Origin of the sequence: Thermodesulfobacterium geofontis OPF15 (assembly GCF_000215975.1) — a bacterium.
In the GTDB taxonomy this organism is placed as follows: Bacteria; Desulfobacterota; Thermodesulfobacteria; order Thermodesulfobacteriales; family Thermodesulfobacteriaceae; genus Thermodesulfobacterium; species Thermodesulfobacterium geofontis.
Window position 1 is genome coordinate 1548415 of sequence record NC_015682.1, and the last position, 25741, is coordinate 1574155.

Consider the following 25741-nt stretch of genomic DNA (forward strand, 5'->3'; position numbering starts at 1 on the left):
CCCCTGAAAAGGGGGCTATTTAGGTTATCTGGGAACTCCTCTTTTGGCTCTTTCTGCTACATAAAGTCTTGTTAAAGCCCTTTGTAAAGCAGCTCTTGCTCTTGCGTAATCTATTTCTTCTGTTCGGGCTAAATAAGCTTGAATCCTTTTTTCAGCTCTTTCCTTTGCTCTTAAAGCCCTTTCTACATCTATTTCGTATGCTCTTTCTGCTGCCTCAACCAAAAAAGTAATTTTATTTCTTGAAACTTCGCAAAAACCTCCACTTATAGCTACCCATTCCTCTTTATCTCCTACTCTATAATGAAGGGGACCAATTTTAACTGCTGCTATCATGGGAGCGTGATTAGCAAGTACTCCAAATTCTCCTTCAACTCCTGGTGCTGTAACTATATCAACCTCTTCACTAACAACTACTCTATCTGGCGTCACTACTTCAAGAAGAATCTTAGCCATTTAGCCCTCCATTATTTTCTTAGCCTTTTCTACAGCTTCTTCTATTGTTCCAACCATATAAAATGCTGGCTCAGGAAGTTCATCATGTTTTCCTTCTAAAATTTCTTTAAATCCTCTAATAGTATCTTCAAGTTTTACATATCTACCAGGTGTTCCAGTAAAATGTTCTGCTACATGGAAAGGCTGAGACAAGAATCTCTGAATCTTTCTAGCACGAGCAACTATTATTTTGTCTTCTTCAGAAAGTTCCTCTACTCCGAGAATTGCAATAATGTCCTGAAGGTCTTTATATCTTTGAAGAACTTGCTGAACTTGACGAGCAACTGTATAATGCTCCCATCCAATTATATTAGGATCTAAAATACGAGATTGAGAATCTAAGGGGTCAACAGCTGGATAAATTCCAAGCTCTGCAATTTGACGAGAAAGAACAACTGTTCCATCAAGATGTGCAAATGTAGTTGCAGGTGCAGGGTCTGTTAAGTCATCTGCAGGAACATAAATACATTGAACTGAGGTAATAGAACCTTTAGTAGTAGAACAAATTCTTTCTTGCAAAGCCCCAATATCTGTAGCAAGAGTAGGCTGATATCCAACTGCTGAGGGCATTCTTCCTAAAAGTGCTGAAACCTCTTGGTTTGCTTGAGTGAAACGATAAATATTATCTATAAAGAAAAGCACATCCTGCCCTTCTTCATCTCTAAAATACTCGGCTACTGTAACTCCAGTATGAGCAACCCTTGCACGATGCCCAGGAGTTTCATTCATCTGGCCATAAACAAGAGCAGCTTTATCTAAAACTCCTGAACGCTTCATTTCTAAATAAAGTTCGTTTCCTTCACGAGTTCTTTCTCCAGCTCCACAAAAAACAGAGATTCCTCCGTGCTCCATAGCAATATTATGAATCATTTCCATCATAACTACTGTCTTCCCAACTCCGGCTCCACCGAAAGTTCCCATCTTGCCACCACGAGGGAATGGAATAAGAAGATCAAATACTTTAATTCCTGTTTCTAAAACTCTAATAGTCGTATCTAATTCAGTTAAAGCAGGTGCTGGTCTAAAAATAGGATAATATTTATCAGAAACAATAGGGCCAGCTTCATCAACAGGATCTCCTGTAGCATTCATAATTCTTCCTAAGGTAGCTTTACCAACAGGAACCATTATAGGTGCTCCTGTAGCTAATACTGGATCACCTCTTTTTAATCCATCAGTATATTCCATAGCGACACAACGCACTATATTATCTCCTAATTGCTGAGCTACCTCTAATACCAAATTCCACTCTCTATCATCTATCATAGGATTAGTAGCCCTAAGACATTCAAGAAGCTTAGGAACTTTACCAGGAGGGAACTCCACATCAACTACACATCCCATAATTTGAACTATCCTACCTATTACTTTCTCTTCAGCCATATTTTAACCCCCTTTACTTAAATTCTTTTCTTTTATATTTAACCTTTAATAAGTGCTTCTGCTCCTCCTACAATATCCATTAATTCTTTAGTAATGGTTGCCTGTCTAACTTTATTATAAAATAAGGTTAACTGTTTTACCATATCTCCACAGGCTTTGTTAGCATTATCCATAGCTGTCATACGAGCTGCCTGCTCACTTACTGCAGTCTCAAGCATAGCTGAAAATACAAGAGTATTTATATAAAGAGGTAAAATTTGAGATAGAAGTTCTTCCTCCTCCGGTTCATAAATATAGGCATATGAAATCTTTTTCTCTCCTGGTTCTAAAGGTTTTTCAAAGCTCAAAGGAAGTAGTTTTTCCATCTTAGGAATTTGTCTTACTACATTCACAAAATATCCATATATAATATATACCTCATCCCATTCACCTGCAAGATAGGCCATCATAGCAGAACGGGCAATTTTACGAGCATCTTGCATTAAAATTTTGCCCATTATATTAAGATAACTCTCTCTAATAGCAACCTTTTTTCTAAAATAAGTGAACCCTTTCCTACCTACACAAATAAGTTCAACCTCTTTTCCTTCCTTTTTAAATCTATCTATAGCCTTTTCTGCTTCTTTTATTAAATTTGAATTAAAAGCTCCACATAATCCTTTATCTGCAGTTATTAAAATTATCCCTACCTTTTTTACTTCTCTTTTTTGTAAAAAGGGAATTTTTTGAATATTTATCCCACCCGCACTTAATACATTATCAATTGCTTCTTCAAATTTTCTTCTATAAGGACGGAAACCCTCTAACCTCTGCTGTAAAGTACGTAATTTAGCTGAAGCAACCATATTCATAGCTTTAGTGATTTGACCAATTCTTTTAACAGCTTCTATCTTTCTTCTAATATCTCGCAAAGCTGGCATGTTTTATCCTCCTCTAAAGGTACCACCTTTAGTTTTTTATGGTACTGGAACAGGTTCTATATTATTTCTCTTTTTAAATTCTTCATTAAATTCTCTAAATACCTGCTTCATTTTTTCTTCTAACTCTGGACTAATTTCTTTCTTTTCTTTTATTTCTTTGTAAATTTCTGGATATTTACTTTCTATAAATTCATAAAGCTCCTTTTCATATTGAGCTAAAACTTCTAAAGGCATTTCATCTAAAAATCCTCTTGTTCCTGCAAATAATATACAAACCTGTTTTTCAACTGGAAGAGGTTGATACTGAGGTTGTTTAAGAATTTCAACAAGTCTTGCTCCTCTATGTAAAACTCTCTGGGTAGCTCTATCAAGTTCAGAACCAAATTGGGCAAAAGCTGCTAATTCTCTATATTGAGCAAGTTCCAGTCTTAATCTACCTGCAACCTGTCTCATAGCTTTAATTTGAGCTGCTCCACCAACTCTAGATACAGAAAGCCCAACGTTAATAGCTGGACGAATACCTGCAAAGAATAAACCAGGCTCTAAGTAAATTTGTCCATCTGTAATGGAGATAACATTTGTAGGAATATAAGCTGAAACGTCACCTTGCTGAGTTTCTACAATAGGTAAAGCTGTTAAAGAACCTCCACCATAAGCATCATCTAATTTAGCTGCCCTTTCTAAAAGTCTTGAATGGTTATAAAAAATGTCTCCTGGATAAGCTTCTCTTCCAGGAGGTCTTCTTAAAAGGAGTGAAATTTCACGATATTCTGCTGCTTGTTTTGAAAGGTCATCATATATAACTAAAGCATGTCTTCCTGTGTCTCTAAAATATTCTCCTATAGCGCAAGCTGAATAAGGTGCAATCCATTGTAAAGCAGCAGAATCAGAAGCACAAGCTGCCACTACTGTAGTATATTCCATAGCTCCATATCTACGTAAAGTCTCTATAATTTGAGCAACAGTAGATTTTTTCTGACCTATAGCACAATAAATACAATAAACATCTGTATCTTTTTGAGCTAAAATAGCATCTATAGCTATAGCAGTTTTTCCAGTCTGTCTGTCACCAAGAATTAATTCTCTCTGCCCTCTTCCAATAGGAGTCATGGCATCTATTGCTTTAATTCCAGTATACATAGGTTCATGAACAGGTTTTCTCTTAATAATTCCTGGAGCTTTTATTTCAATTCTCCTATATTCTTTTGCTTCAATTGGCCCTTTCCCATCTAAGGGTCTTCCTACTGGATCAATTACTCTTCCAATAACTGCTTCTCCTACAGGAATAGAGGCAACCCTTCCTGTTCTTTTAGCTATGTGTCCTTCTAAGATTTTGGAATAATCTCCCATTATGGGGATACCAACATTATCAAATTCTAAGTTTAAAGCAATCCCTACTTCTCCACTTTCTGGAAATTCAATAAGTTCCATATATTCGCAATTCCTTAAACCAAATACACGAGCAATACCATCTGCAACTGATATAACAACTCCCATTTCATCAAGATCTATTTTTTTCTCAAACTCCTCAATTCTTTTTTTAATTAGATCACTAAGTTCTTGTGCTTTTATGGCTTCCATTTATAACACCTCCCCTTTTATTATTTCTTTAAACTTTCCTAATTGAGTTTTTAAAGTTCCATCAAATATTAAATCCCCTATCTTTATTTTAATTCCTCCTATAATTCCTTCATCTACCTTAGATTCTAATATAACTTCTTTTTTTAGATATTCTTTTAAAACACTTTCTATCTCTTTTTTCTCTTCCTCACTAATTGGATAAGCTGTAATAACTTCTCCACGAGCAATATTAAATTCCTCATCTAATAATTCTTGATACATAGCAACTATTTCCTTAATATATTGGATTCTTCTTCTTTCTACTAAAAGCTTAAGAAATCTCTCAATCTCAGGATCTACTTTTATAACTTTCAAAATCTCACCTATAATTTCCATTTTAAGATCTGGTAGATAAATAGGATTTTGTAAGGCTGACAAAACTTCTGGCATGGAAATTAAAAGTTCCTTTATTTGCTTTAACTCTTCTCCAAATTCTTTTATTTTACCTAATTCTTTTCCTACACTAAAAAGACCTTTAGCGTATTTAAATGCTATCGCCATTGCTCTCAATGTAGCACCCTCCCTTTAATTTCATTTATAAAATCTCTAATCATTCTTTTTTGATCTTCTTCGGTTATGTTTTTCTTTAAAATTTCTTCAGCTAATTTAACAGATGCCTCAGCAATTTCCTCCCTTAATATAGCTTTAGCTTTTTCCATTTCATGCTGAATATAAAGCTGTGCTTGCTGTTTAATTCTTTCAGCTTGAGCATTAGCTTCAGCTATAATCCTTTCTTTCTCTTTTATACCTTGTTCTACATAATTTTGATAAATTTCCTGAGCTTCCTTTTCTAAATTTTTAATCTTCTCTTGAAGTTCCACATATTTTGCCTCTGCTTCCTTTTTCTTTTCTAATAATTCATTGTATTGTTTAAGTATATTCTCTTGTCGAGCCTTAAACATATCTACAATAGGTTTTTTAAGAAATTTATATAAAATCAAACATAAAACTATAAAATTAAGAGTAAACCAAAGTAAATTTTTTAATTGAGTAGAAGTAACTCCATGGTGCTCACCACCTGCCTCAGCTCCAAAAACTAAAGAAACGGTAGTTATAATAAAAAAGAAAATTAAGCTTCCTATCCCTTTTAAATTTTTCATACTTTCCTCCCTAATAATCTTTCAACCATAAGAGAAGCAAAATATTCTACGCTACCCATCAATTCTTTTCTTACCTCTTCTAATTGCTTAGAAAATTGCTCAGCCCATTTAGCTTTATATTCCTCCATTTCTTTCATAACTTTGGATAATATTTCTTTTTCTATCTTTCGAGCCTCTTCCTTCAAAAGTTCTCTTTTTTGAATTCCTTCAGATCTCGCTTTATTTAATTCTTCATGATATTTTTTAATAGCTTCTTCAGCTAAGGCTATCAATTCTTGGGTTTCTTTTTCTAAAGTTTGAAAATGAGATTCTCTTTCTCTTATATACGACATAACAGGTTTAACCAGAATATAATAAAGAACAAAAGTCATTATTAAAGCTTCAGCAATTTGGATAAATAAGGTAATATCAAAGTTGATCATCTCTTAACCCCATTTTTTGAATTTTTTTAAAATGCTAAATTTGTATTGCTACATTTGTATTATAAATTTTTAAAAAGTCAAGTTATAAAAAGTTATAAAAATTAAAATTATTTAAAGAAATATCTTTTAAAAGCAACATTAAACATTAAAGAAAGTAAAAAATAAAGTGAAATTGTTATAGATCCACCATAACTTAAAAAAGGAAAAGGTATACTGGTCATAGGAAGAATACCAGAGCAACCACCTAAGTTAAATAGAGCTTGCCAAAATAAAACCAATCCTACCCCCAAGGAAAGATATTTCCCTAACCAGTCTTTAGCAGTTGAGGAAATTTTTATACAAAAACAAAGTAAATATCCGTATAAAAATAAGACTAAACTTACACCTATAAAACCCCATGTTTCTGCCCATACTGCAAATGCAAGATCTGTATATTTAGCTGGAAGATAATGAAGTCTTGTAGACCACCCCCCTTTAATTCCTTGCCCCCAAAGACCACCAGATCCTATAGCAATAAGAGATTGATTAAGTTGATAACCCCAAGTTTGAGCATATTTTTCAGGATTTAAATAACCATAAATTCTACCTTTTTGATGAGGTTTAAGTTTCTCCCAAATTATAGGAAAAACTAATAAAATGACTATTAATCCCACTAAAAATAAAAAAAACAAAATTTTTCTTGGAATTCCTATAAAAATTAAAAAACTTATAAACATAATGCCCATTATAAAAGCATAATCCAAATCTGTAGGAAGAATAAGTATTAAAGGAATAAAAATTATTAAAAAAAGTTTAGCCAAGGTTTTTAATTTTAAATAAGGATTAGGTTCCTTAGAAGCTACTAAACTGATTAACAGTACTAAAACAGGTTTTATAAATTCTGAGGGTTGAACACTAATAAATCCGAAATTAATCCATCTTTTTTTAAAAAAGAACAATATAAAGAGAATGAAAATTAAAATTAAGTAGGAGTACCAAACTATATTAAAAGGAATTTTTCTATAATCTAATAAAAGGGATATAAAAATTAAACAAATTAAGCCAACTAAATGCCAAAATAAATTTTTCCAAAATATAGAAGATGTTTCTGCAATTATCCATTGATTTACGACCCCTAAAATTGCAAGAACAAAAACTACAAATAATCCCCAAAAATTTTCTCTAAAAATTTCTCTTATATTATTAGTTTTCATTTGTCAAATCTTGTTCATTAATTTCTGGAATAGTACTTTTTGGTTCTTTAATACCAAAATAGATCTTGTATAATTCCCGTGCAAGAGGAGCTGCAGCTGATCCTCCATGCCCTCCATGTTCTACTAATATAGCTGAAACTATTTGAGGAGAGGACATCCCAGCATAACTTATGAACCAAGCATGATGTTCTAAGGATTTAATTTTTTTAAGAGCTGAGCTAACAACTTGAGCAGTTCCAGTTTTTCCTGCTACATTAACTCCTGGAACAAAAGCTGCTCTACCTGTACCTATTTTAACTACTTCTGAAAGACCTTCTCTTATCCATTCTAAATGTTGTGGATCTAAATTTAGTTTTTTTTCTAAGTGAGGATTTATATTAATTGTATTGCCATTAAGGGTTTTTATTTTTTTTACTATGTAAGGTTTATAAAGATAACCTCCGTTAGCTATTGCCATATAAATTCTTGCCATTTGTAAAGGTGTAACAAGTAAATAACCTTGTCCTATTCCCATTACTACAGTTTCTCCTTGATACCAAGGTTCTTTAAAAGTCTTTTCTTTCCATGCCCTATCAGGCACAAAACCTTCTTTTTCCTCACTCCATCCTAAACCTGTAGTTTTACCAAGGCCCCATTCTTTTGATACTTCTGCTAAATAATCAATATCAAGTTTAGAAGCAAGATTATAAAAATAAACATCGCAAGAATATGCTATAGCCTTAATAAAATTAACAGTCCCATGCCCTTTAGGTTCCCAACATCTAAATACACGAGATCCTAATTTAAAACAACCTGGACAAAAAACTGAATCATTAACACTATTTATAACACCAGCTTTAAGAGCAGCAATAGCTGTAATTATCTTATAAGTAGAACCAGGAGGATAAGCCTGTAAAGCACGATTTAAAAAGGGTTTATCTGGACTTGAGTTTATTCTTTCCCATTCTTCCTCTGTAAAGCCATTAATAAATTTTTGGGGATCTATAGAAGGGGTACTAACCATAGCTAAAATAGAACCATCTTGAGGAGAAAGGGCAATTATAGTTCCTTTTTTATCTTTTAAAAGCTCATAAGCTTTTACTTGCAAATTATGATTTACTGTTATCAACAAATCTTCTCCTGGAGTAGGTGGTATTCTATTAATTACTTTTCCTAAACGCCCGTAAGCATCTCTTTCAATTTCTATAACTCCATTTTTTCCTTTTAATATGTTTTCATAAGCCCTCTCTATTCCCATTCTTCCAATATAATCCTCTATGGAATAACCTTTTTCTTTCAAATTTTTATATTCCTCAAGTGTTATTTTTGAAATATACCCTAAAAGGTGGAAATAAATTTCTCCATAGGGATAAAATCTTTCTGATTCTACTTCTACTTTCACCCCAGGAAGATAATATCTTCTAACCATTATTTTAGCTACCTCATCCCAACTTAAATTTCTCTTTATTAGAACCCTTCCTAAGGAAGTTTTTTTTGCTAAATAATATCTTTCTTTCAAACTTCCAATCTCTTCTCCCAAAATTCTACTTAGCCTATATAAAATTTCGTCTTCTTTATCTTTTATTAATTCAGGATCTAAATAAAGCTGAAATACCGCTCTATTTGTTGCCACTACTACTCCATCTGAAGTTATAATTTCTCCTCTCGGAGCTCTTATTATATAACTTACTACTGATCTTTCTTTAGCTTTTTTTAGATAATATGAGTATTTAATAACTTGGAGATGAAAAAATCTTAACCATAAAATAACAAAGGAAAATACAATTAAAATTTTTGCCCAAAATAGCCTTCTTTCCCAAAAAAGTCCCTTTAGTATTTTTTGTTTGGTTTTTAAAAAGTCCCTAATAAAAAAAGCATTTTCGTTAGATTTTCTCATACTTCTTTATAAAGAAAAAGGCCTAAAATTTTATAAAAAACTAATACCCAAAGAAAAGTGGTACTTATATAAAAAAAACTTTTTAAAGCTAAATTTAAAATAAATAACCTATCAACAAAAGTATTAAGTTTATAAAAATAAATTACAAATCTTAAGATAAGAAATGAGAAAATACTTAAAAACCAGACAGCTATTTTAGATTCAAGTCTTTCAAAAGCAAAATATTTTCTGGAATGATTTAAGAAGATCCCTAAAAAAATAAAATAAGTAGATAAAAAAATTTCTATACCTAAAAAATCTAAAGATTCTAATAAACCTAAAAAAAACAAAAAAATATAAAGCAAAATTCCAGAATTTCGGAAAGTCAAAATTGCTAAGGTAAAAGCAAATATAATATCTCCCGGATAAAAAAGAATAAAACTTGACATATAAGATTTAATAAATAAAGCTAAAATTAAAAGTGGTAATATGATCCTTAAAAGTTCTTTAATGTTTATAGTTAACCCCATATTACAGAGGTATTTCAGGCAATTTTAATAATACAAAAACCAAATCAAGATTATGGAGATTTACTGAAGGTTCAATTTCTGCATATTTAAACATTCCTTGAATAGGATCACGATTAACAGCTATTACTTTTCCTATTAATAATCCAGGAGGAAAAAAGGCATCTTGTCCAGATGTTAGAACTTCATCTCCTTCTTTTACTTGGGAAGCAGATGGTAAATATTGTAAATTACAGTATTTTTCAGCCTTTCCTACTAATATGCCTCTATCTCCTGTTCTTTCTATTTTAACATCAGCCGAAAATGAGGGATCTGTAATCAATATTACTTTGCTCCAATTTCTATAAACCTCTGCTACCTGACCCACTAAAGCTACACCTTCACCACTAACACTTGCAAGAACAGGCATTTGTGGTAAAAGACCATCCTTACTTCCTTTATCTATAAAAACTATCCCTGAAAAGGGATCCATGGGTTTGTAAATAATTTTAGCTGCAATCTTTGGATAATTAATATTTGTAGAGAGTTTATAAAATTCTTCTAATTCTTTGTAAATTCTTTCTCTTTCTTTATAATAAGCAATTTGTGACTTTAAAAGAAGAATTTCTTCTTTTAATCTTTCATTTTCTTTTTTAAGATCTACTAAATATAGATAATCCTGAAAAAAATTCCTTGTTTTACCTCCTGAGTAAGTAGCACCTTCTAAAAAGGAAGAAAATGTAAAACCAATAATTTCGTTAAAAAGATTAGTTCCTTTAATAAAATACCATGCTCCACTCAAAATTACTATCAAAATTATCAACAAAAAAATTCTACTTCTTTTCATCTTAAAATAACTTAAAGTTAAATGCTGTTTTTTAAATTGCTTTTTCACTTATGAAAGCTTTAACCTTTTCTACATCCTTAGGAAGGATTTCAAATTTTTGAGGAAGTTTATAAAGTTTTTCTATTTCTTCAGGTAATTTAATAGAAAAACCTAAAGCTTTACTTACTGTTTCAGGGAATTTGGCAGGATGAGCAGTTGCTAAACAAATTAAAGGGTATTTATCTTTAAACTTTAATCCTGCCTTTACTCCTACTGCAGTATGAGGATCAAGTATATAACCTGTTTCTTTATAAAATTCCTTTATTGTTTCCAAAGTTTCTTCTTCATTAACGGAGGCAGAAAGAAAATCTTTTTGAACTCTTTTTACTTCTTCTTCTGAAAATTTAATAGCTTTTTCTTTAGCAAATTTTTCCATAATCTCTTTAGTTTTTTTTGCATCTTCATGATAAAAATAATAAATATATCTTTCAAAATTGCTTGCTACTTGAATATCCATTGAGGGACTTATAGTTGGTTTTACTTTTCTCACAGAATAATCTCCATTATTAACAAATCTACAAAGTATATCATTTTCATTGGTGGCTAAAATAAGTCTTTCTATCCTTTTTTCCCCCAACATTATCTTTGTCAAATATCCTGCAAATATGTCTCCAAAATTTCCTGTAGGAACTGAAATTCTAATGCTTTCACATTTCTCTTTTTCAGAAACTCTAAAATAAGCCCAAAAATAATAAACCATCTGTGCCATTATTCTTGCCCAATTTATAGAATTAACTGTAGTTAATCTATATTTTCTTTTAAATTCTAAATCCATAAATAAACTTTTAACTATAGCTTGACAATCATCAAAGGTTCCTTCTATAGCAATATTATAAACATTAGGATCAGTTACAGTTGTCATCATTAAAGCTTGGACTTCAGAAACTTTTTTGTAGGGGTGTAAAATAAATATAGCTATATTTTTTTTGCCTCTTACTCCATAAATAGCTGCTGAGCCTGTATCTCCTGAAGTTGCTCCTAAGATATTAATTTTTTTGTTTGTTTCTAAGAGCAGTTTTTCAAACAATACCCCTAAAAATTGTAAAGCTATATCTTTAAAAGCCCAAGTAGGTCCGTGAAAAAGTTCTAATATATAGATATCTCCTACTTTTACTACTGGAGTTATATCTTTTACCCTAAAAGTTTTGTAAGCTTTTTCTATAATCTCTTTTAGATCCTTTTCTTCTATATCAGAAACATAGTATTTAAAAATTTTAAGTGCCAATTCTTGATAATTTAATTTTCTTAATTCTTCTATCTCCTTTTCTGAAAGTTTTGGTACCTTTTCAGGTACAATTAAACCACCATCAGGAGCAAGTCCTTCAAAAACTGTGTCTTTAAAAGAAATTTTAGGCATTTCTCCACGAGTACTTATGTACTTCATAATTCTAAAATCCTTTAGTTTTAATCACTTCTAACCTATTTTTCATTCTATCTATATATTTTCTTATATCTGCTTTAAATTCTGCCAAGGTTTGATGATTCTTCTGATAAACCTTTATTAGCTCATTCATCCAATATTCTAAAGTCTCTTTTTCTTTTTGAATAAGTTCTTTCTGAACCTTTTCTTTTAATTTATTTAAAATTTTAGGATCTATTCCCTCCAAAATCATCCACCTCTTTTTAAAAATTATTATATCTCTATTTCCATAAAATCCTTAGCTAAATATATTTCTCCTTTAAATCTTTCTTTTATTATATCTAAATCTACATTTTCGCTATGGGGATAAAAATGAGAAAGAATTAATCTTCTTACTTTAGCCCTTTCTGAAATAAGTGCAATATCTTCCGGAGATAAATGATGTTCTACGTAGAATTCTTTAGAATTGGAGCATTCTATTATTAATAAATCTGCCTCTTCTGAAAGCTCTATCAATTCTTCACAATAGCCTGTATCTCCTGAATAAACAAGACTCCTTCCTTCGTATTCAAGTCTTATAGCTAAACTCTCAGGATTATGCTTTACTGGTGTAGTATAAGCTTTAAAGGGTCCTATAGAAAATCTATATTTTTTTTGCTTAGGAAGAAGATTGATGTTTAATAATTCTCTGGGTGGTTCAATCCAGTCTCTAAAAGCTATCTTTAAAGTATTATAAAATTGAGAGAAATCTTCAGAAACGTATAAACTTATAGGTAATATTCTTTTATAGCCTAAACTATATCTTGTTGCAAAAAGAAAAGGAATAAGGTCTGTTACATGATCAGGATGGAAATGGGATATAAAAATTGCTGAGATGTCTTCGAGCTTTTTTCCGATTTTTAAAATTTGCCTTAAAATCCCTGGACCTAAATCAAGAAGAAGAGAAAAATCATCTACTTCTACTAAATAACCTGGAGAATTCCTATCCAAACGAATCCAACCTGTTCCAGATCCAAGAACAAAAATTTTCATCGAATATCCAATCCAAACTCTTTTTTAATTTTTTCAATTTCTTCAGGAGAAAGTATTTCTTGTGCTTCTTTTAATAATGCCTGAGATATTTCTTTTTCTTTATTAAAATAAAGATAAAGCCATGCAAGAAAAAGTAATGTTTCTCCATCTCTTTCTTTAAGAGTAAGAACATCTTTTAAATATTTAAATGCTTTTTTATATTCCTTTTTATAAAAATAAAATTTTCCAAGATAAATTCTTTCTTTTAAAGAAAGGTTTTTTAGTGATGTTAGAAAATCTCCTAACTCTTCATATTCTTCAAAATCCCATAAATATTTTATCAAAGCTTCTCTAAAAACATTATTTTCCGGATCTAAAAGATGGGCTTTATAAAAATGATATTTTGCCTCTTCTTTTTTCTCCTTTTTTAGATAAATTAAAGCAAGGTTGTAATGAATTAAAGGGTCCTCTTTTTTACAACTACAAAGCTCTTTTTTTAAAATTTTTTCTGCCCTATCAAGTTCTCCAAAAGTATAATAAATAGCCGATTCACTTAAGGCTAATTCAACTGGTTGTTTAGTATAATCTCTTGAAAGTAGATAATATTTAAGAGCTTTACCAAGGTCTTTCCATTCATAATAAAGATCCCCTATTACATGATAGGTAAAACCCTCAAAAACTTTTATATTTATTTGATTAACTCTTTTTGCATGTTCATAAGCTCCTATGAGAAAAATTAAAGGAGTTGAACCTTTATCTTTAAATTTCCCCCAAACATCCCAAGACAAAACCCCTGTTTTAGTTGAATTTTCTTTATATAAAGAAGTTATTTTATTTAAATCTAAATTTTTAACCAAAAAGAGACTATTTTCTCCTTCAAGTTCTTTTATTATTTTTGCTCCTACCTTTTTCAAATCTTCTTTTATGTCCCTTTTCGAAGATAAAATTAGAACCCCCTCTTTTATTTTTAAAAATTTATTTGTTATTTCTGAGAGTTTATTTACTTCTAAGGTAGGTAAATAATTTTCCAAAGATTTCAGAGCCTTTTGAGAAAGATAAGAAAATTCTAATATTTGGGCAAGTTTTAAATTATTTTTTATATCTTCTTCTGAAAATTCTTTGTAAAAATTTACTTCAACAGAAAAAAATCTTACTTTTTTCTTCCATAAATTAATAAGAATTTTAAAGGCATTTCCCCATTCAGAGGGATAAAAATAATAGGTTTCATTAAGTCTTATGAAAGGAAACTCAGAAAATATTTTTTTATTTTCAAAATTTTTATAAGGAAAGAAAAATAAATAACCAGATACTTCCCTTTCTTTCAAAACTAAATTTAGCAATTTATAGGAAAAAAAATTATTTTCTATATTTTCCCATAAAAATCTCTCTGCTAAAAGTAAGGGCAATAAATTCTTAGAAGTTTTATAATTCTTTATAAGTTCCTCAGTAGAATACCTAAAAATTTCTTTAAAGTTTATTTCTTTGAAAATTTCAAGATTTTGTAAATATGGAATAAACCAGTGTATATTAGGAGGTATATTTTTTATCATTTCCAAACTTTTCAAATGCGGAAATTATTTCTTTATAGTCCTCATCAAAAAGACACCTTACGTCAATTAAAAGTCTTTCTTCTTCTATTCTTGTTATTATAGGAGGTTCATTTTCTCTCAGAATTTTTTGTAAGTTTTGGGGAGAAAGGGGAGATTTTACAGCTACTGCATAAGAAATTAAATCTAAAGTGGGAAGAGCCCCTCCTCCGGTTTTATTGATAGTCTCAATCACTTCAAAATTAAATTCTTTAAGTTTAAGTTTTCTAAGTTTTTTTAAAAGATATTTTGCTCTTTTCTTCAAAATTTCCTTAGGAGTTAAAATCATTTTAAGTACAGGAATGTGCTCTAAAGCGAGGTTTTCATCTCTATATAATCTTAAAGTTGCTTCTAAACCAGCTAAGGTTAGCTTATCAATTCTTAAGGCACGATTTAAGGGATTTTTTCTTATTTTTTCTATAAATTCTTTTTTCCCAAGAATAATTCCCGCTTGAGGACCTCCTAAAAGTTTATCTCCTGAAAAAGTAACAATATCAACCCCTGCCTTCAGAACTTCTTGTACAGTAGGTTCTTTTTTTAATCCATATTTGGAAAAATCGATAAAACATCCACTCCCAAGATCTTTCATGACTGGAAGTCCAAATTTTTTACCCAGAGTTACCAAATCCTCTACTGAAACTTCTTTAGCAAAACCTATTATCTCAAAATTACTTTTATGTACTTTTAAAAGTAAAGCAGTATTTTCATTGATAGCATTTTCATAATCAGATAAATGAGTTTTATTAGTAGTTCCTACTTCCTTTAAAATACACCCTGCCCATTTCATCACTTCAGGTATTCTAAAAGATCCTCCAATCTCAACAAGCTCTCCTCTTGATACTATAACCTCTTTTCCATAGGCTAAGGTATTTAAAGAAATTAACACAGCTGCTGCATTGTTATTTACTATTAAAGCACTTTCAGCTTGGGTAATTTCTTTTAATATTTCTTCTACATGAACATATCTACTTCCTCTTTTCCCTTCCTTTAAATCAAATTCTAAATTGGAATAATATTTCGCTACTTTTGTTATCTCTTCTATCGCTTTTTTACAAAGTGGAGCTCTCCCCAAATTAGTATGAATTACTACTCCAGTTGCATTTATCACTCTTTTTAAAGACGGAGTTTCATATTTTTTAAAGACTTCTTTCATTAAGTTTTCTAAGTAAGATTCTTCAAGTTTTTGAAGTTCTTTTTTTTGCCATTTTTCTCTTATAATTTGAGCTACTCTTCTTGAAGGTTCTGTAAAATAAGATATAGGATAATTAGGATAAAGTTTTGAAAATTTTTCTTTTAATTCATTTACTGAAGGAATTCGCATCTAAGAAATAAGTTTTTTAATAAATCTCTCGATTCTTTCTAAAGCTTCTTCAAGGATCTTTTCTTCTGGTAAAAATATAATACGAAAATGTTTAGTTCCTGGTTTCTGTCCGAAACCGCTTCCATGAACTACAACTACACCTTCTTCTAAAATTAATTTTTTTGTAAATTCAAGATCATCAATATGAGGAATTTCTAATCTTGGGAAGGCATAAAAAGCTCCTAAAGGTTTAACACACGAAATGAAGGGTATTTGATTTAATCCCTCCACTAAAATGTCCCTCCTTCTTCTAAGCATTTGAATTACTTCTTTAATATAATGATTTTCATTATTTAAAGCAACAGGAATAGCATATTGTAAGGGATGTGGAGCACAAAGACGAGTTCTTGCCAATTTATGAATTGCTTCTATATAATCTTCTAATAAATCTTTAGGACCAGAAATAATCCCCCAACCTATTCTAAATCCCGGAGCAAAATAATTTTTAGAAAGTCCATTAAAAGTAATTACAGGTACTTCATCACTTAAAGATGCTATAGAAACATATTTTAAATTATCCTCTAATATATATTGATCATAGATTTCATCAGAAAGAATTACTAAATTATATTTTTTAGCTATTTCTACTATTCTCTCTAAGGTTTCTTTTGAATAGATTGCACCTGTTGGATTATTAGGATTTATTATTACAATAGCTCTGGTTTTTTTATCTATTAAAGGTTCAATACTTTCTATATCTGGTTCCCAGTTTTTATTTTCATCTAATAAATAATATCTTGCCTCTATTCTAAATTTAGAAACAATAGCTTGATATAAAGGATAACAAGGGCATGGAAGTAAAATATTTTCTTCGGAATTAACCAAAGCTGAGATAGCAAATTCTATAGCTTCAGATGCTCCTTGAGTAATATAAATATCAACTGGTTTTATACCCTTTTTAAGAGCATTAGCTTCTATAGCTTTTATAGCCTCTGGTATACCAGAAGATTCAGAATAGGAATTGTAATTTTTTTGTAAGGCTTTACAAACTGCCTCAATTATAGATTTAGGAGTTTTAAATCCATATTTTACTGGATCACCAATATTTAAATAAATTAAATCCTTTCCCCGCTTTTTTGCTTCTTCAGAAGCCTCAACTATATCTCTTATAGCATACTCTACTTGAAGTGTCCTAAAAGCTGGTTTAATTTTATTTTTTCCCATTTTTACTAACCTATTTAGGATAATTAAAGTTTATATTTCTCCCAAAAATTTATTTGTCAATCCCCTTATTAAAGATTTTAAAAATTAACTTATACTTGATTTTACCAAAATATTCATTAGTATTTTTAAAAGGTAGATAAAAGGGGGTAAGTATGCTTAAGTATAAACCTCTCAGAAAATTTTATACTTTACAAGAAACAGAAGAACCTAATTTATTAAAAGATTTTTTTCCCTATGTAGAACCTCCAAGAATTTTTTTTGATGGGAAATATATTCCTCCTCAACCTGCAAAAGATTTTTATATTACTGATACCACTTTCAGAGATGGTCAACAAGCAAGAACTCCTTATACCCCTGAACAAATAGAAACTCTTTATAAATTTTTACACCAATTAAGTGGACCTAAAGGAATAATAAGAAAAACTGAATTCTTTTTATATACAAAAAGAGACAGAGAGGCTTTAGAAAGGTGTCTTTCTTTAGGTTATCAATATCCTGAAATTACAGGTTGGATAAGAGCAAAAAAAGAGGATCTAAAACTTGTTAAAGAGGCGGGGCTTAAAGAAACAGGAATTTTAACTTCCTGTTCTGATTATCATATCTATTTAAAATTAAAAAAAACAAGAAAAGAAGCTTTAGAGGATTATTTAGCTATAGTGAAAGAAGCTCTTTCCTTAGGAATCAGACCAAGATGTCATTTTGAAGATGTAACCCGTGCAGATATTTATGGATTTGTTATCCCCTTTGCTATAGAACTTATGAAATTAAGAGAAGAAAGTAAAATAGATATAAAAATAAGGCTTTGTGATACCTTAGGTGTAGCTGTTCCATTTCCTGAAGCTTGCTTACCTATAAGTGTTCCTAAATTAATAAGAGCACTTATAGAGGAGGCTGGGGTTCCAGAAACTCTTTTAGAATGGCATGGACATAATGATTTTTACAGAGCAGTAATTAATGCTACAACTGCTTGGCTTTATGGTTGTACCTATGTAAATACTTCTCTACTTGGAATAGGAGAAAGAACCGGAAATACTCCTTTAGAAGCTATGGTTTTTGAATATATATGTTTGAGAGGAACTGCCGACGGAATGGATACCACAGTAATAACAGATATTGTAAACTATTATAAAAATGTTTTGCATGAAAAAATACCTGTTAGGCAACCTTTTGTAGGAGAAGAATTTAATGCAACCAAAGCAGGTATTCACATTGATGGGATTATTAAAAATGAAGAAATTTATAATCCTTTTGATACTTTAAAACTTCTCAAAAGACCTATTCAAATTATTATTACAGATAAAAGTGGAACAGCAGGTATTGCTTATTGGATAAATACCCATTTTGGACTTGAAGGGGATAAAAAAATCGATAAAAGACATCCAGGAGTGGCAAAAATTTATAAAAAGATCCTTGAAGAATACGAAAAGGGAAGGGTTACCCCTATTTCAAATGAAGAAATATATACCTTGGTTAGAAAATATATACCAGAACTTTTTGTATCAGAATTAGACCACTTAAGAGATTATGTAATAGATCTTATGACCAAGTATATAGAAGATTTAGCCCAAGATCCGAATATAGTCTCTTTAGATCCGCAAAAGATGAAAAGGGTTTTAAAAACTTTTTTAGAAGATCATCCCTATGTTCAATTTATCTATGTTGTAGATACTGAAGGTAAACCCATTATAGGGCTTACTAATGATTTTGAGTATATTAAAAAATTTGAGGAACTTCTAAAAACCGAGACTTTTGAAAATAGGGATTGGTTCATAAACCCTATGAAAACTGGAGAAACTTATACTTCTAAATTTTATACCTCAAAAATAACCTCTAACCTTTGTATTACTATATCTACGCCTGTTAGAAATAAATATGAGGAAATAATTGGTATTCTTGGAATGGATATAAAATTTGAAGATGTAGTTAAAATGGAAAATGGATCCTATGAAGTCTAAAATTTTTTTTGTTTTTCTATTTTTAGTTATTCTTTTTAAATATTCTTTTTGTGAAGAAATACCTACCATTACTGTAGAACCAACCTCTTTTAGTAAAACTATAATAAGAATTCCTGATTTTGAGGGAGATAAAAACCTTTCTGCTCAACTAACCCCTCTTTTAAGAAAACTTCTAAACTACCATCTATTTGTTTTAGCCTTAAAAAATCCTCCTCTTCCAAACTATCCTTCTAAGGAATATTATTTAGTAGGAAATGTAGAAAAAAAGGGAAACGAAATTTTTATTAAAGCTGAATTAAGAGATACTCTGGAAAATAAAATCCTAAAAACTTATAAAATTTCTGGTTCTTCAGATTATCCACAAACTTTAATTTATGCTCTTTGTGATAAATTGATAGAAAGTATTTCCCATTATAAAGGAATTGCTTTTACAAAAATTGTTTTTGTAAAAAGAACCTCTAAAGGAGATAAACTTTATGTAGCTGATTTTTCAAAAGAAAATCCTCGCCTTTTAAGATCAGCACCTCTTATACTTTTCCCAAAATTTTCTAAAAGCGGAAATAAACTTGCCTATCTTGTTTATGAAGAAAATAGATATTTTTTAGAAATTTATAATTTGAAAGATTCAACAAAAGAAAAATTTACTATCAAGGGGATCTGCTCTACACCTGTATGGTTCCCAAATGATAAAGAATTAGTTATTACTGCGGAAGAAGGACAAGAAATGGTGCTCTATCGTTTTAATACAGAAACAAAAGAATTAACTCCCTTAATCAAGGGAAGGGGTATTCTACAGGCAGGAAGTGTTTCTCCTGGGGGAAATTTTTTAGCTTATGTATATGGGGAGAAAGCAGGAAATCCTCAAATTTATCTTTTAGATTTAGAAACTTTAAAACCTTATAAAATCCCTCAAAAAAGAATTTACAATACTTCTCCAAGATTTTCTCCAAAAGGAGAATACCTCCTTTTTCTCTCAAAAGGAGGTGGATTATCTTCAATTAATCTTTATAACTTAAAAACAAAAGAACAAAAAGAAATTAAATTCTCAGGCAATCTTGAAGACCCTGCCTTTTCTCCTACAGGAGATTATCTTATAGCTTTTGGAGAAGGAAAAGAAGGAAAGGGATTATATTTAATTCATTTAGATTCTTCACTAACTTATCTTTACCTTTCTGGAAGTAATTTTATCTTTCCTGACTGGGCTGAATTATAGGTATTTTGCTAAGCTTAAATCACTAACCATAACTGTTGCTCTTAATGCTGCATCATAGGCTATAGTAAGACTTTGAAGTTTGGTTGCCAATTCTGCAAGATCGGCGCTTTCTACGTTTCCAAGATTGGTTTGTAGGGTCTCTTTAAAGTCCTGATAAAGATTTTTCTTAGTTTCTAAATGGGAAATCTTAGAACCTATTTCCCCTCTTTTAGCAGAAATATAATTGTAAACATTATCAAGTTTTCCTATAAATTCTTGGATATTATACTGTTCTTTTTTGTAATCCACAGTATTATTAGCTTGGAGAGTCCTTTTCAAACCTAAAAGAGTTTCAAAAAGACCTGAATCAATAAATATCTTTTGTCCATTTTCTCCGAGATTTATAGATAAATTTTCATCATATCCTACTTCTAAATCTTCTATAGATCCATTATAAACAACTTTTTCTATAATTTGACCATCTGGTAAGGTTTCTTTTACTAATTCAAAAGGTTTTTCTCCTGGAGTATATCCGCTTGTTTTTTTGCCTGCAAAAATATATTTTTCACCAAGCTGAGAATTAGTAAGAGAAAGTATAGCTGAAATTATTCCCTCTATTTCATTAGCAATAGCTTGTCTTGATTGAGCATTTTGAGTATTATTAGCTGCTTGAATAGCAAGTACTTTTGCTCTTGCAATTAAATCTTGAATATTGCCAAGCGTTGCCTCTTGGGATCTTAAAATACTTAATCCATCTTCTATAGCTCTCTGATATTTTTCTATATTAAAAATTCCCTGCTTATAATTAAGACTTATTACCACTGAAGAAGGATCATCTGAAGGGCGAAGAAAATTTTTTCCTGAAGAAATTTTAAGTTGTGTAAGATTAATTTCTGAAGAAAGGCGATTTAAATCTGCTAAAATGCTTCTAAATCTTGTATTAAAACCTATTCTCATTTTTATCCCTCAAAATTATCTTTTAGCATTAAGAAGTGCTTCAAACATATCTTCAACTGTAGTCAAAACTTTGGCAGAGGCAACAAAAGCCTGTTGATACTTTATTAAATTTGCCATTTCTTCATCTAAGGAAACACCAGAAATACTTTCTTTCATACTTTTAAGTTGAGAAATAAGAGTTTCTAAAAAACTTTTACTATCTTTTACTGAGTTAGTTGCAGAACCAACCTCTCCAACAATACTGGAATAATAATTTTGAAGAGTAGAGTAATTTAGAGATTTTCTGGTTACATTTGCTGAATCTGCAATAGCTTGAGCAACTCTATTATCCCCTCTTTTTAACTCATAACCCTTTAAAAAATTAATAAATCCATAATTGTAAGATGTTTGTATATAGTTAGTTCCGTCATATAATTCATCTTGAATAATAAAAGTTTTAGTATTATATAAACCAGTTGTCTCAATGATTAGCTTTCCATTTCTATCAAAACGAGCAGAAAGTCCATATACTGCATTTTCATAGGAATTTATTTTTTGTAAGAGTGTAAAAATGGTTCCACCATTAGATATAATTTGATCAAGATCTATTCTAAAGGGTTGGTTATTTATAAGATTTCCATTTTCATCAAAAAGATAAAAGGATAGATAATCCTTTATAGTGGGGTTTAAATTAAATCTTTCAAAACCTGTTATTACTCTTGTCTCAGAGGTTCCATCCCATCTAAATGCAGGGATATACATCTTTTCATTATTTAATAAATCTACAAAATCATTAGTTGAGGAATTATCTCCTATCTCAAACCCGTAAACTGTTGTTTGGTTAGGCTCAAGAGCTAAAACCATTTTTCCTTCAGCATCTACATAGGCTCTAAGAAAGGGAAGACTATCTAATTTATCAAGGATTTGTTGAAGAGAGGTAGAAGGATCTATATCTATTTCATAGGCATTTAAGTTGTTATTCCAAATAATTCCCTGATTAGTTAGATCTAAAGGAGGTGAGGTTATAATATTACCCTTTTGGTCATAAAGCCTTATATAAAGTTTTGTAATATTAAAGGTTTGAGAAGGATCTATAGGATTAGAACTTTTAAACAAGCCAAAAAGTGGTTCTTCACTTCTAAAAGCTGAAATATCCATTTTACCAGAGGCAATAAGTTCTGGTTTACTAACTAAAAGTTCATTCACTTTAAAATTAGCTGGATCTGAACCAACAAAAAAGATGTTTATTCCTGTAGCTAATAATATCTTTGAGGTATCATTAGAAAAGCCAAAAGAATATCCTTCTTGAGCCTGAAAAACAAGTCTTCCATTTCTTACTAAAGTCCTTATGTTCCAGCTGTTAGAATCGATATAAAAACCTGCCTCACGCAAGGCTGAATTTATCTTTTGTGCTAAATCATCCAAAGTAGCATTAATACTTAACCCATCTAAGGATACTTTAACAGGTGTTATTTTACCTGTAGGATCTTTAATCCAGATATAGAAAATTCCTGTAAATTGGTTTCCATCAGGGGTTTTAGTTATATCTAAAAAATAAGGTAGTTCCTTAATATATTGATTTACCCAGTAAGCAGCCTCTAATTCTTTTTCGTAAAAAACTAAACCTACTCCTTGGGTATGAAGCTCATTCACAGCCTTTATCAATTCTTCCCCAAAAAGTTTAAGTCTTCCTGCAAGATTTAGCTCTATTACTCTTCTTTGATATGTGGGGTCATCAAAAGATCCAAAATTTATAGGTCCAGTAATAGAAAAATTTAATTCCCCAGATCCTCTATATTTATCTTCAATAAAAAGTCTTCCATCTTTTAGATAGGCAGAAACTGTATAGTTAAAGGCAGACTCTATAGCATTAAGTAAATCTTTAACAGTTTCATTTCCGGTTGTTATAGTAAAACTTCCAGAAATAGTATTTCCAAAATGATCTTTCCCAGAAAAAGAAAAACTGGCACCTATAGATAATCCCAAGTCATCTACCAATTTATCTCCTTCACTTATCAATTTCCCAGAAAGATTGTAAACTATCTTATTTCCAGAAACGTATTCATAGTTAAATTCATCTGAGAGTTGTTCAAGAAGTCTTAACCACCCTCCAAGTTCTCCAGAATTAACCTCTTTGCTTGTTAGAGGTATTTTTTCTCCCTTTGTGCTAACCCAATAAACATCAGTTCCAGAAACTTCAAGTTTCCAAGTTTTCCCAAGTTCAACTAAATTAAATCCTTTTCCAAGCACTATATTATATGCTCCTTCTTTTGTTTCAAAATATTGAATGGAAACAAGCTGAGATAGCTCGCCAACAAGTTTATCTCTCTGATCTCTTAAATCATTAGCTGACTTCCCTCCTGTCTCCATAGCTGAAATTTGAAGATTTAGTTCAGCAATTTGAGAACTCAAAGCATTTATTTTATCCACAATAGTTTTTAACTTAAGTCCAATCTGAGTCTCTAAATCTTGCATACCTTTAAATTTAGCTCTTAAAGCTTCAACTATCAGTTTTCCTGTTTCTATTATTTGAGTTCTTGCAGAAAGATTTTCAGGATAATTAGAAAGATTTTGCCAAGCTGTCCAAAAATTTTGCAATATACTAATAAGGCCACTTTCTTCTGTAACCTCATTAAAAAGTGTTTCTAAAATAGTTAATCCTGTTTCTTCAGCAGAAAAAAGTCCATAATCTGTTCTTTTTAAATTTATATTCTTTTCCAAAAAGGCATCAAAATAACGCTGAATCATTTCTATTTTTACACCACTTCCAATAGGACCTGCAGGAGATGGACTTGAAGGATAAGTAGTCTCTATAGGTTTTTGTCTGCAGTAAGCTTCGTTACTTACATTGGCTATATTATGGCTGATTACTTGAGTAGCAGTTTGAAAAGTAAGTAAAGCATTTTTAGCTATGTTTAAAGCTGCTGTTAATCCTGCCATAATTTATGCTGATTTTGAAATAAGATAGGGATCCATTTTTATATCCTTTTTCCCATAAATCTCTCTTTCATAAAGGATTTGAGTTAAAAATTTATAAGCCTCTTCAACAAAATTAAGTCCTGCTTCAATAATTTTTTTATTTCTCTCGTTTATGTATATTATTTCTTTTAAAATTGCTTCTTCTTCAGGAGTAAATTCTTTATCTTTTAGATAATTCGCCAGTCTTGCTTTATAAGATGCCCATCTTAAAATTTCTTCTACTGCGCCATTTATAAGTGCTTCTTTTTCTTTTTCTAAAACTTCTTTTAATTCAAGAAGCTCCTTTTTTACCATAAAACTTTCCTCCTTCTTTATTTATTATCGGCATTAGTGGTTTTATACTTAAAATAGGAACTTTTTATTAAGTTTTTGTATAAATAATTTCCTAAACTACCTGGTCTTCCTGAAATAGAACGGGCTATTTCTTGATAAAGATAGTCTTGGAAAATTTTTCTTTCTAATGTTTCAGGGAAAAAGTTACTTTTTATTATAGTGTTATCAAGTCCTTTTAAAATTTCATACCATAATAGGGATTCAAATTCTGAGCAAGCCCTTTTCAAAGCTTCCTTTGGGTCTCTTTTACTGAGATTAATAAGTTCATTCAAGTTTTGATAATAAATCCCGTAATTTTTCACTTCTCTTTTCCTTCTAAATAATTATCAATTCAGCCTGTAAGGCACCTGCTGCTTTTATGGCCTGTAAAATGGAAATAAGTTCTGTAGCTGTTGCACCAACTGCATTTAAAGCTCTTACAAGCTCTCCTAAGGTGGCACCCTCTTCTAAAATAACTACTTTTGCTTTCTTTTCTTTAGCTTCTATTTCTGTTCTTGGAACTACAACTGTTTCTCCAGGAGAAAATGGATAAGGTTGATATACCTCTGGATATTCTTTAACTTGTATGCTTATATTCCCATGAGCAATAGCTACTTTGGAAATTCTAACATTTTCTCCTATTACCACTGTACCTGTTCTCTCATCAATAACTACTTTAGCTGGAATATCTGTTGGAATTTCTAAGTTTTCAAGTTCTGCTAAAAGTTTTATTTCTTTTTCTCTGTAAGAAGAAGGAATTACAAGTTCAATATTGCGATTATCTTTTGGTTGGGCATAATTACCTTTTAAATAAATATTAATAGTTTCTGCTATTTTATAAGCTGTTGAAAAATCAGGTTCCTTCAAAGATAGAGTTATTCTCGGTTGTAAATCCATTTCTCCTTTTTTAATTATTTTTTCTATTTCTTCAGGTGTTCCCTTAGGTAGTCCGTTAAATTTTAAACCTTCTTCTACTGGTCTTTCTACTATAGCTCCATTAGGAATTTTTCCTGCCGTAGGATGAGCTGTTTGTATACGAGCACCTGCTCCCTCTGCTGCAAATCCACCCAAAGATACAGGACCCTGAGCAAGGGCATAAACTTTTCCATCTGGTCCTAAAAGTGGGGTTAAAAGAAGGGTTCCACCTTGTAAACTTTTAGCATCTCCGAGAGAGGAAACTTCTACATCTATTCTTTGCCCAGGCATAGCAAATGGAGGAAGATAGGCTGTAACAAGAACTGCTGCCACATTTTTAAGAATTATTTGTTCTTTAGGAACCTTTATTCCGAATCTTTCAAGCATGTTAACCACTGACTGTACTGTAAATTTACTCAATACCCCATCTCCTGTTCCTTTAAGCCCTACAACAAGTCCGTATCCTATTAAATAATTTCCTCTTACTCCTTCTATATCAACTATATCTTTAAGTCTTGCACTAAAACCTGAGGTAACTAAAAAAAGGCTAAAAATTAAAGAAAAAATCTTTATTTTTAAATTTCTCATCTTTTA

At 30.7% G+C, this 25741-nt stretch carries 24 protein-coding genes; 2 read left to right on the forward strand and 22 right to left on the reverse strand.

Annotation, left to right across the window (positions count from 1 at the left end):
- Window positions 1-24 precede the first annotated feature (24 nt).
- The 17 genes from TOPB45_RS07945 to TOPB45_RS09060 all read right to left on the reverse strand — a co-directional run bounded on the left by TOPB45_RS07945 (window position 25) and on the right by TOPB45_RS09060 (window position 16858).
- Window positions 25-453, reverse strand: a complete 429-nt coding sequence (locus TOPB45_RS07945) for a F0F1 ATP synthase subunit epsilon (protein ID WP_013910321.1) — start codon at window positions 451-453, stop codon at window positions 25-27.
- A complete protein-coding gene (atpD, locus tag TOPB45_RS07950) occupies window positions 454-1875 on the reverse strand; it encodes a F0F1 ATP synthase subunit beta (protein WP_013910322.1) in 1422 nt (473 codons plus the stop codon). It abuts the gene before it with no gap.
- A 38-nt stretch (window positions 1876-1913) separates the two neighbouring features.
- Window positions 1914-2795 (reverse strand): ATP synthase F1 subunit gamma, encoded by an 882-nt coding sequence (atpG, locus tag TOPB45_RS07955; protein ID WP_013910323.1) that lies wholly within the window; start codon window positions 2793-2795, stop codon window positions 1914-1916.
- A 36-nt stretch (window positions 2796-2831) separates the two neighbouring features.
- Entirely contained in the window at window positions 2832-4376 is a 1545-nt protein-coding gene (gene atpA, locus TOPB45_RS07960; protein ID WP_013910324.1) for a F0F1 ATP synthase subunit alpha, read from the reverse strand.
- Window positions 4377-4916 (reverse strand): ATP synthase F1 subunit delta, encoded by a 540-nt coding sequence (atpH, locus tag TOPB45_RS07965; protein ID WP_144011505.1) that lies wholly within the window; start codon window positions 4914-4916, stop codon window positions 4377-4379.
- Between the two features lie 5 nt (window positions 4917-4921).
- Window positions 4922-5515, reverse strand: a complete 594-nt coding sequence (atpF, locus tag TOPB45_RS07970; protein ID WP_013910326.1) for a F0F1 ATP synthase subunit B — start codon at window positions 5513-5515, stop codon at window positions 4922-4924.
- Entirely contained in the window at window positions 5512-5937 is a 426-nt protein-coding gene (locus TOPB45_RS07975; protein ID WP_013910327.1) for a F0F1 ATP synthase subunit B family protein, read from the reverse strand. Before TOPB45_RS07975 ends, atpF begins: the two co-directional genes overlap by 4 nt.
- A gap of 107 nt (window positions 5938-6044) precedes the next feature.
- Entirely contained in the window at window positions 6045-7130 is a 1086-nt protein-coding gene (locus TOPB45_RS07980; protein ID WP_013910328.1) for an FtsW/RodA/SpoVE family cell cycle protein, read from the reverse strand.
- Window positions 7120-9006, reverse strand: coding sequence for a penicillin-binding protein 2 (gene mrdA, locus TOPB45_RS07985; RefSeq protein ID WP_013910329.1), 1887 nt, complete (start codon window positions 9004-9006; stop codon window positions 7120-7122). Before mrdA ends, TOPB45_RS07980 begins: the two co-directional genes overlap by 11 nt.
- On the reverse strand, window positions 9003-9515 hold the full coding sequence (locus TOPB45_RS07990) for a hypothetical protein (RefSeq protein WP_013910330.1): 513 nt from the start codon (window positions 9513-9515) through the stop codon (window positions 9003-9005). Before TOPB45_RS07990 ends, mrdA begins: the two co-directional genes overlap by 4 nt.
- Window position 9516: 1 nt before the next feature.
- Window positions 9517-10338: a rod shape-determining protein MreC gene (mreC, locus tag TOPB45_RS08695; RefSeq protein ID WP_013910331.1), complete on the reverse strand. Its 822-nt coding sequence runs from the start codon at window positions 10336-10338 to the stop codon at window positions 9517-9519.
- Window positions 10339-10369: 31 nt separating this feature from the next.
- On the reverse strand, window positions 10370-11761 hold the full coding sequence (gene thrC / locus TOPB45_RS08000; RefSeq protein ID WP_013910332.1) for a threonine synthase: 1392 nt from the start codon (window positions 11759-11761) through the stop codon (window positions 10370-10372).
- Window positions 11762-11765: 4 nt separating this feature from the next.
- Window positions 11766-11990, reverse strand: a complete 225-nt coding sequence (locus TOPB45_RS08005; RefSeq protein WP_013910333.1) for a hypothetical protein — start codon at window positions 11988-11990, stop codon at window positions 11766-11768.
- A 20-nt stretch (window positions 11991-12010) separates the two neighbouring features.
- Entirely contained in the window at window positions 12011-12769 is a 759-nt protein-coding gene (locus TOPB45_RS08010) for an MBL fold metallo-hydrolase (RefSeq protein ID WP_013910334.1), read from the reverse strand.
- A complete protein-coding gene (locus TOPB45_RS08015) occupies window positions 12766-14298 on the reverse strand; it encodes a tetratricopeptide repeat protein (RefSeq protein WP_013910335.1) in 1533 nt (510 codons plus the stop codon). The genes TOPB45_RS08010 and TOPB45_RS08015 overlap by 4 nt, the downstream gene beginning before the upstream one ends.
- The gene (gene selA / locus TOPB45_RS09055) at window positions 14276-15655 is read right to left on the reverse strand and encodes an L-seryl-tRNA(Sec) selenium transferase (protein ID WP_013910336.1); all 1380 of its coding nucleotides are present in this window, start codon (window positions 15653-15655) and stop codon (window positions 14276-14278) included. The genes TOPB45_RS08015 and selA overlap by 23 nt, the downstream gene beginning before the upstream one ends.
- Entirely contained in the window at window positions 15656-16858 is a 1203-nt protein-coding gene (locus tag TOPB45_RS09060) for an aminotransferase class I/II-fold pyridoxal phosphate-dependent enzyme (protein ID WP_013910337.1), read from the reverse strand.
- Between the two features lie 152 nt (window positions 16859-17010).
- On the opposite strand from TOPB45_RS09060, the gene TOPB45_RS08030 reads away from it, so the two are divergent.
- Together TOPB45_RS08030 and TOPB45_RS08035 are read left to right on the forward strand one after the other, a co-directional pair.
- Window positions 17011-18813 carry a triose-phosphate isomerase gene (locus tag TOPB45_RS08030; protein ID WP_013910338.1) on the forward strand — a complete coding sequence of 601 codons (1803 nt, stop codon included), beginning with the start codon at window positions 17011-17013 and terminating at the stop codon, window positions 18811-18813.
- On the forward strand, window positions 18803-20026 hold the full coding sequence (locus TOPB45_RS08035) for a PD40 domain-containing protein (RefSeq protein WP_172632674.1): 1224 nt from the start codon (window positions 18803-18805) through the stop codon (window positions 20024-20026). Before TOPB45_RS08030 ends, TOPB45_RS08035 begins: the two co-directional genes overlap by 11 nt.
- Here TOPB45_RS08035 and flgL read toward each other — a convergent pair.
- Genes flgL through TOPB45_RS08060 form a run of 5 tightly spaced genes read right to left on the reverse strand, consistent with a single transcriptional unit; the run spans window position 20021 to window position 25735 of the window.
- Window positions 20021-20962, reverse strand: a complete 942-nt coding sequence (flgL, locus tag TOPB45_RS08040; RefSeq protein ID WP_013910340.1) for a flagellar hook-associated protein FlgL — start codon at window positions 20960-20962, stop codon at window positions 20021-20023. The genes TOPB45_RS08035 and flgL overlap by 6 nt on opposite strands.
- Window positions 20963-20977: 15 nt before the next feature.
- The gene (flgK, locus tag TOPB45_RS08045; protein ID WP_013910341.1) at window positions 20978-23881 is read right to left on the reverse strand and encodes a flagellar hook-associated protein FlgK; all 2904 of its coding nucleotides are present in this window, start codon (window positions 23879-23881) and stop codon (window positions 20978-20980) included.
- Window positions 23882-23884: 3 nt separating this feature from the next.
- Window positions 23885-24214, reverse strand: coding sequence for a hypothetical protein (locus TOPB45_RS08050; RefSeq protein WP_013910342.1), 330 nt, complete (start codon window positions 24212-24214; stop codon window positions 23885-23887).
- 17 nt (window positions 24215-24231) lie between these two features.
- Window positions 24232-24555 (reverse strand): hypothetical protein, encoded by a 324-nt coding sequence (locus TOPB45_RS08055; RefSeq protein ID WP_013910343.1) that lies wholly within the window; start codon window positions 24553-24555, stop codon window positions 24232-24234.
- A gap of 13 nt (window positions 24556-24568) precedes the next feature.
- A complete protein-coding gene (locus TOPB45_RS08060; RefSeq protein ID WP_013910344.1) occupies window positions 24569-25735 on the reverse strand; it encodes a flagellar basal body P-ring protein FlgI in 1167 nt (388 codons plus the stop codon).
- Window positions 25736-25741 lie beyond the last annotated feature (6 nt).

Excerpts from the sequence above, each read along its gene's own strand:
- atpG (WP_013910323.1), bottom strand. The coding sequence starts at position 2,795 with ATGCCAGCTTTGCGAGATATTAGAAGAAAGATAGAAGCTGTTAAAAGA.
- TOPB45_RS08005 (WP_013910333.1), bottom strand. The coding sequence starts at position 11,990 with ATGATTTTGGAGGGAATAGATCCTAAAATTTTAAATAAATTAAAAGAA.
- TOPB45_RS07990 (WP_013910330.1), bottom strand. The coding sequence starts at position 9,515 with ATGGGGTTAACTATAAACATTAAAGAACTTTTAAGGATCATATTACCA.
- TOPB45_RS08010 (WP_013910334.1), bottom strand. The coding sequence starts at position 12,769 with ATGAAAATTTTTGTTCTTGGATCTGGAACAGGTTGGATTCGTTTGGAT.
- atpH (WP_144011505.1), bottom strand. The coding sequence starts at position 4,916 with ATGGCGATAGCATTTAAATACGCTAAAGGTCTTTTTAGTGTAGGAAAA.
- thrC (WP_013910332.1), bottom strand. The coding sequence starts at position 11,761 with ATGAAGTACATAAGTACTCGTGGAGAAATGCCTAAAATTTCTTTTAAA.
- atpA (WP_013910324.1), bottom strand. The coding sequence starts at position 4,376 with ATGGAAGCCATAAAAGCACAAGAACTTAGTGATCTAATTAAAAAAAGA.
- TOPB45_RS08060 (WP_013910344.1), bottom strand. The coding sequence starts at position 25,735 with ATGAGAAATTTAAAAATAAAGATTTTTTCTTTAATTTTTAGCCTTTTT.
- TOPB45_RS08050 (WP_013910342.1), bottom strand. The coding sequence starts at position 24,214 with ATGGTAAAAAAGGAGCTTCTTGAATTAAAAGAAGTTTTAGAAAAAGAA.
- atpD (WP_013910322.1), bottom strand. The coding sequence starts at position 1,875 with ATGGCTGAAGAGAAAGTAATAGGTAGGATAGTTCAAATTATGGGATGT.
- mreC (WP_013910331.1), bottom strand. The coding sequence starts at position 10,338 with ATGAAAAGAAGTAGAATTTTTTTGTTGATAATTTTGATAGTAATTTTG.
- atpF (WP_013910326.1), bottom strand. The coding sequence starts at position 5,515 with ATGAAAAATTTAAAAGGGATAGGAAGCTTAATTTTCTTTTTTATTATA.
- TOPB45_RS07975 (WP_013910327.1), bottom strand. The coding sequence starts at position 5,937 with ATGATCAACTTTGATATTACCTTATTTATCCAAATTGCTGAAGCTTTA.
- TOPB45_RS08030 (WP_013910338.1), top strand. The coding sequence starts at position 17,011 with ATGCTTAAGTATAAACCTCTCAGAAAATTTTATACTTTACAAGAAACA.
- TOPB45_RS08035 (WP_172632674.1), top strand. The coding sequence starts at position 18,803 with ATGAAGTCTAAAATTTTTTTTGTTTTTCTATTTTTAGTTATTCTTTTT.
- flgL (WP_013910340.1), bottom strand. The coding sequence starts at position 20,962 with ATGAGAATAGGTTTTAATACAAGATTTAGAAGCATTTTAGCAGATTTA.
- flgK (WP_013910341.1), bottom strand. The coding sequence starts at position 23,881 with ATGGCAGGATTAACAGCAGCTTTAAACATAGCTAAAAATGCTTTACTT.
- mrdA (WP_013910329.1), bottom strand. The coding sequence starts at position 9,006 with ATGAGAAAATCTAACGAAAATGCTTTTTTTATTAGGGACTTTTTAAAA.
- selA (WP_013910336.1), bottom strand. The coding sequence starts at position 15,655 with ATGCGAATTCCTTCAGTAAATGAATTAAAAGAAAAATTTTCAAAACTT.
- TOPB45_RS07980 (WP_013910328.1), bottom strand. The coding sequence starts at position 7,130 with ATGAAAACTAATAATATAAGAGAAATTTTTAGAGAAAATTTTTGGGGA.
- TOPB45_RS08015 (WP_013910335.1), bottom strand. The coding sequence starts at position 14,298 with ATGATAAAAAATATACCTCCTAATATACACTGGTTTATTCCATATTTA.
- TOPB45_RS09060 (WP_013910337.1), bottom strand. The coding sequence starts at position 16,858 with ATGGGAAAAAATAAAATTAAACCAGCTTTTAGGACACTTCAAGTAGAG.
- TOPB45_RS07945 (WP_013910321.1), bottom strand. The coding sequence starts at position 453 with ATGGCTAAGATTCTTCTTGAAGTAGTGACGCCAGATAGAGTAGTTGTT.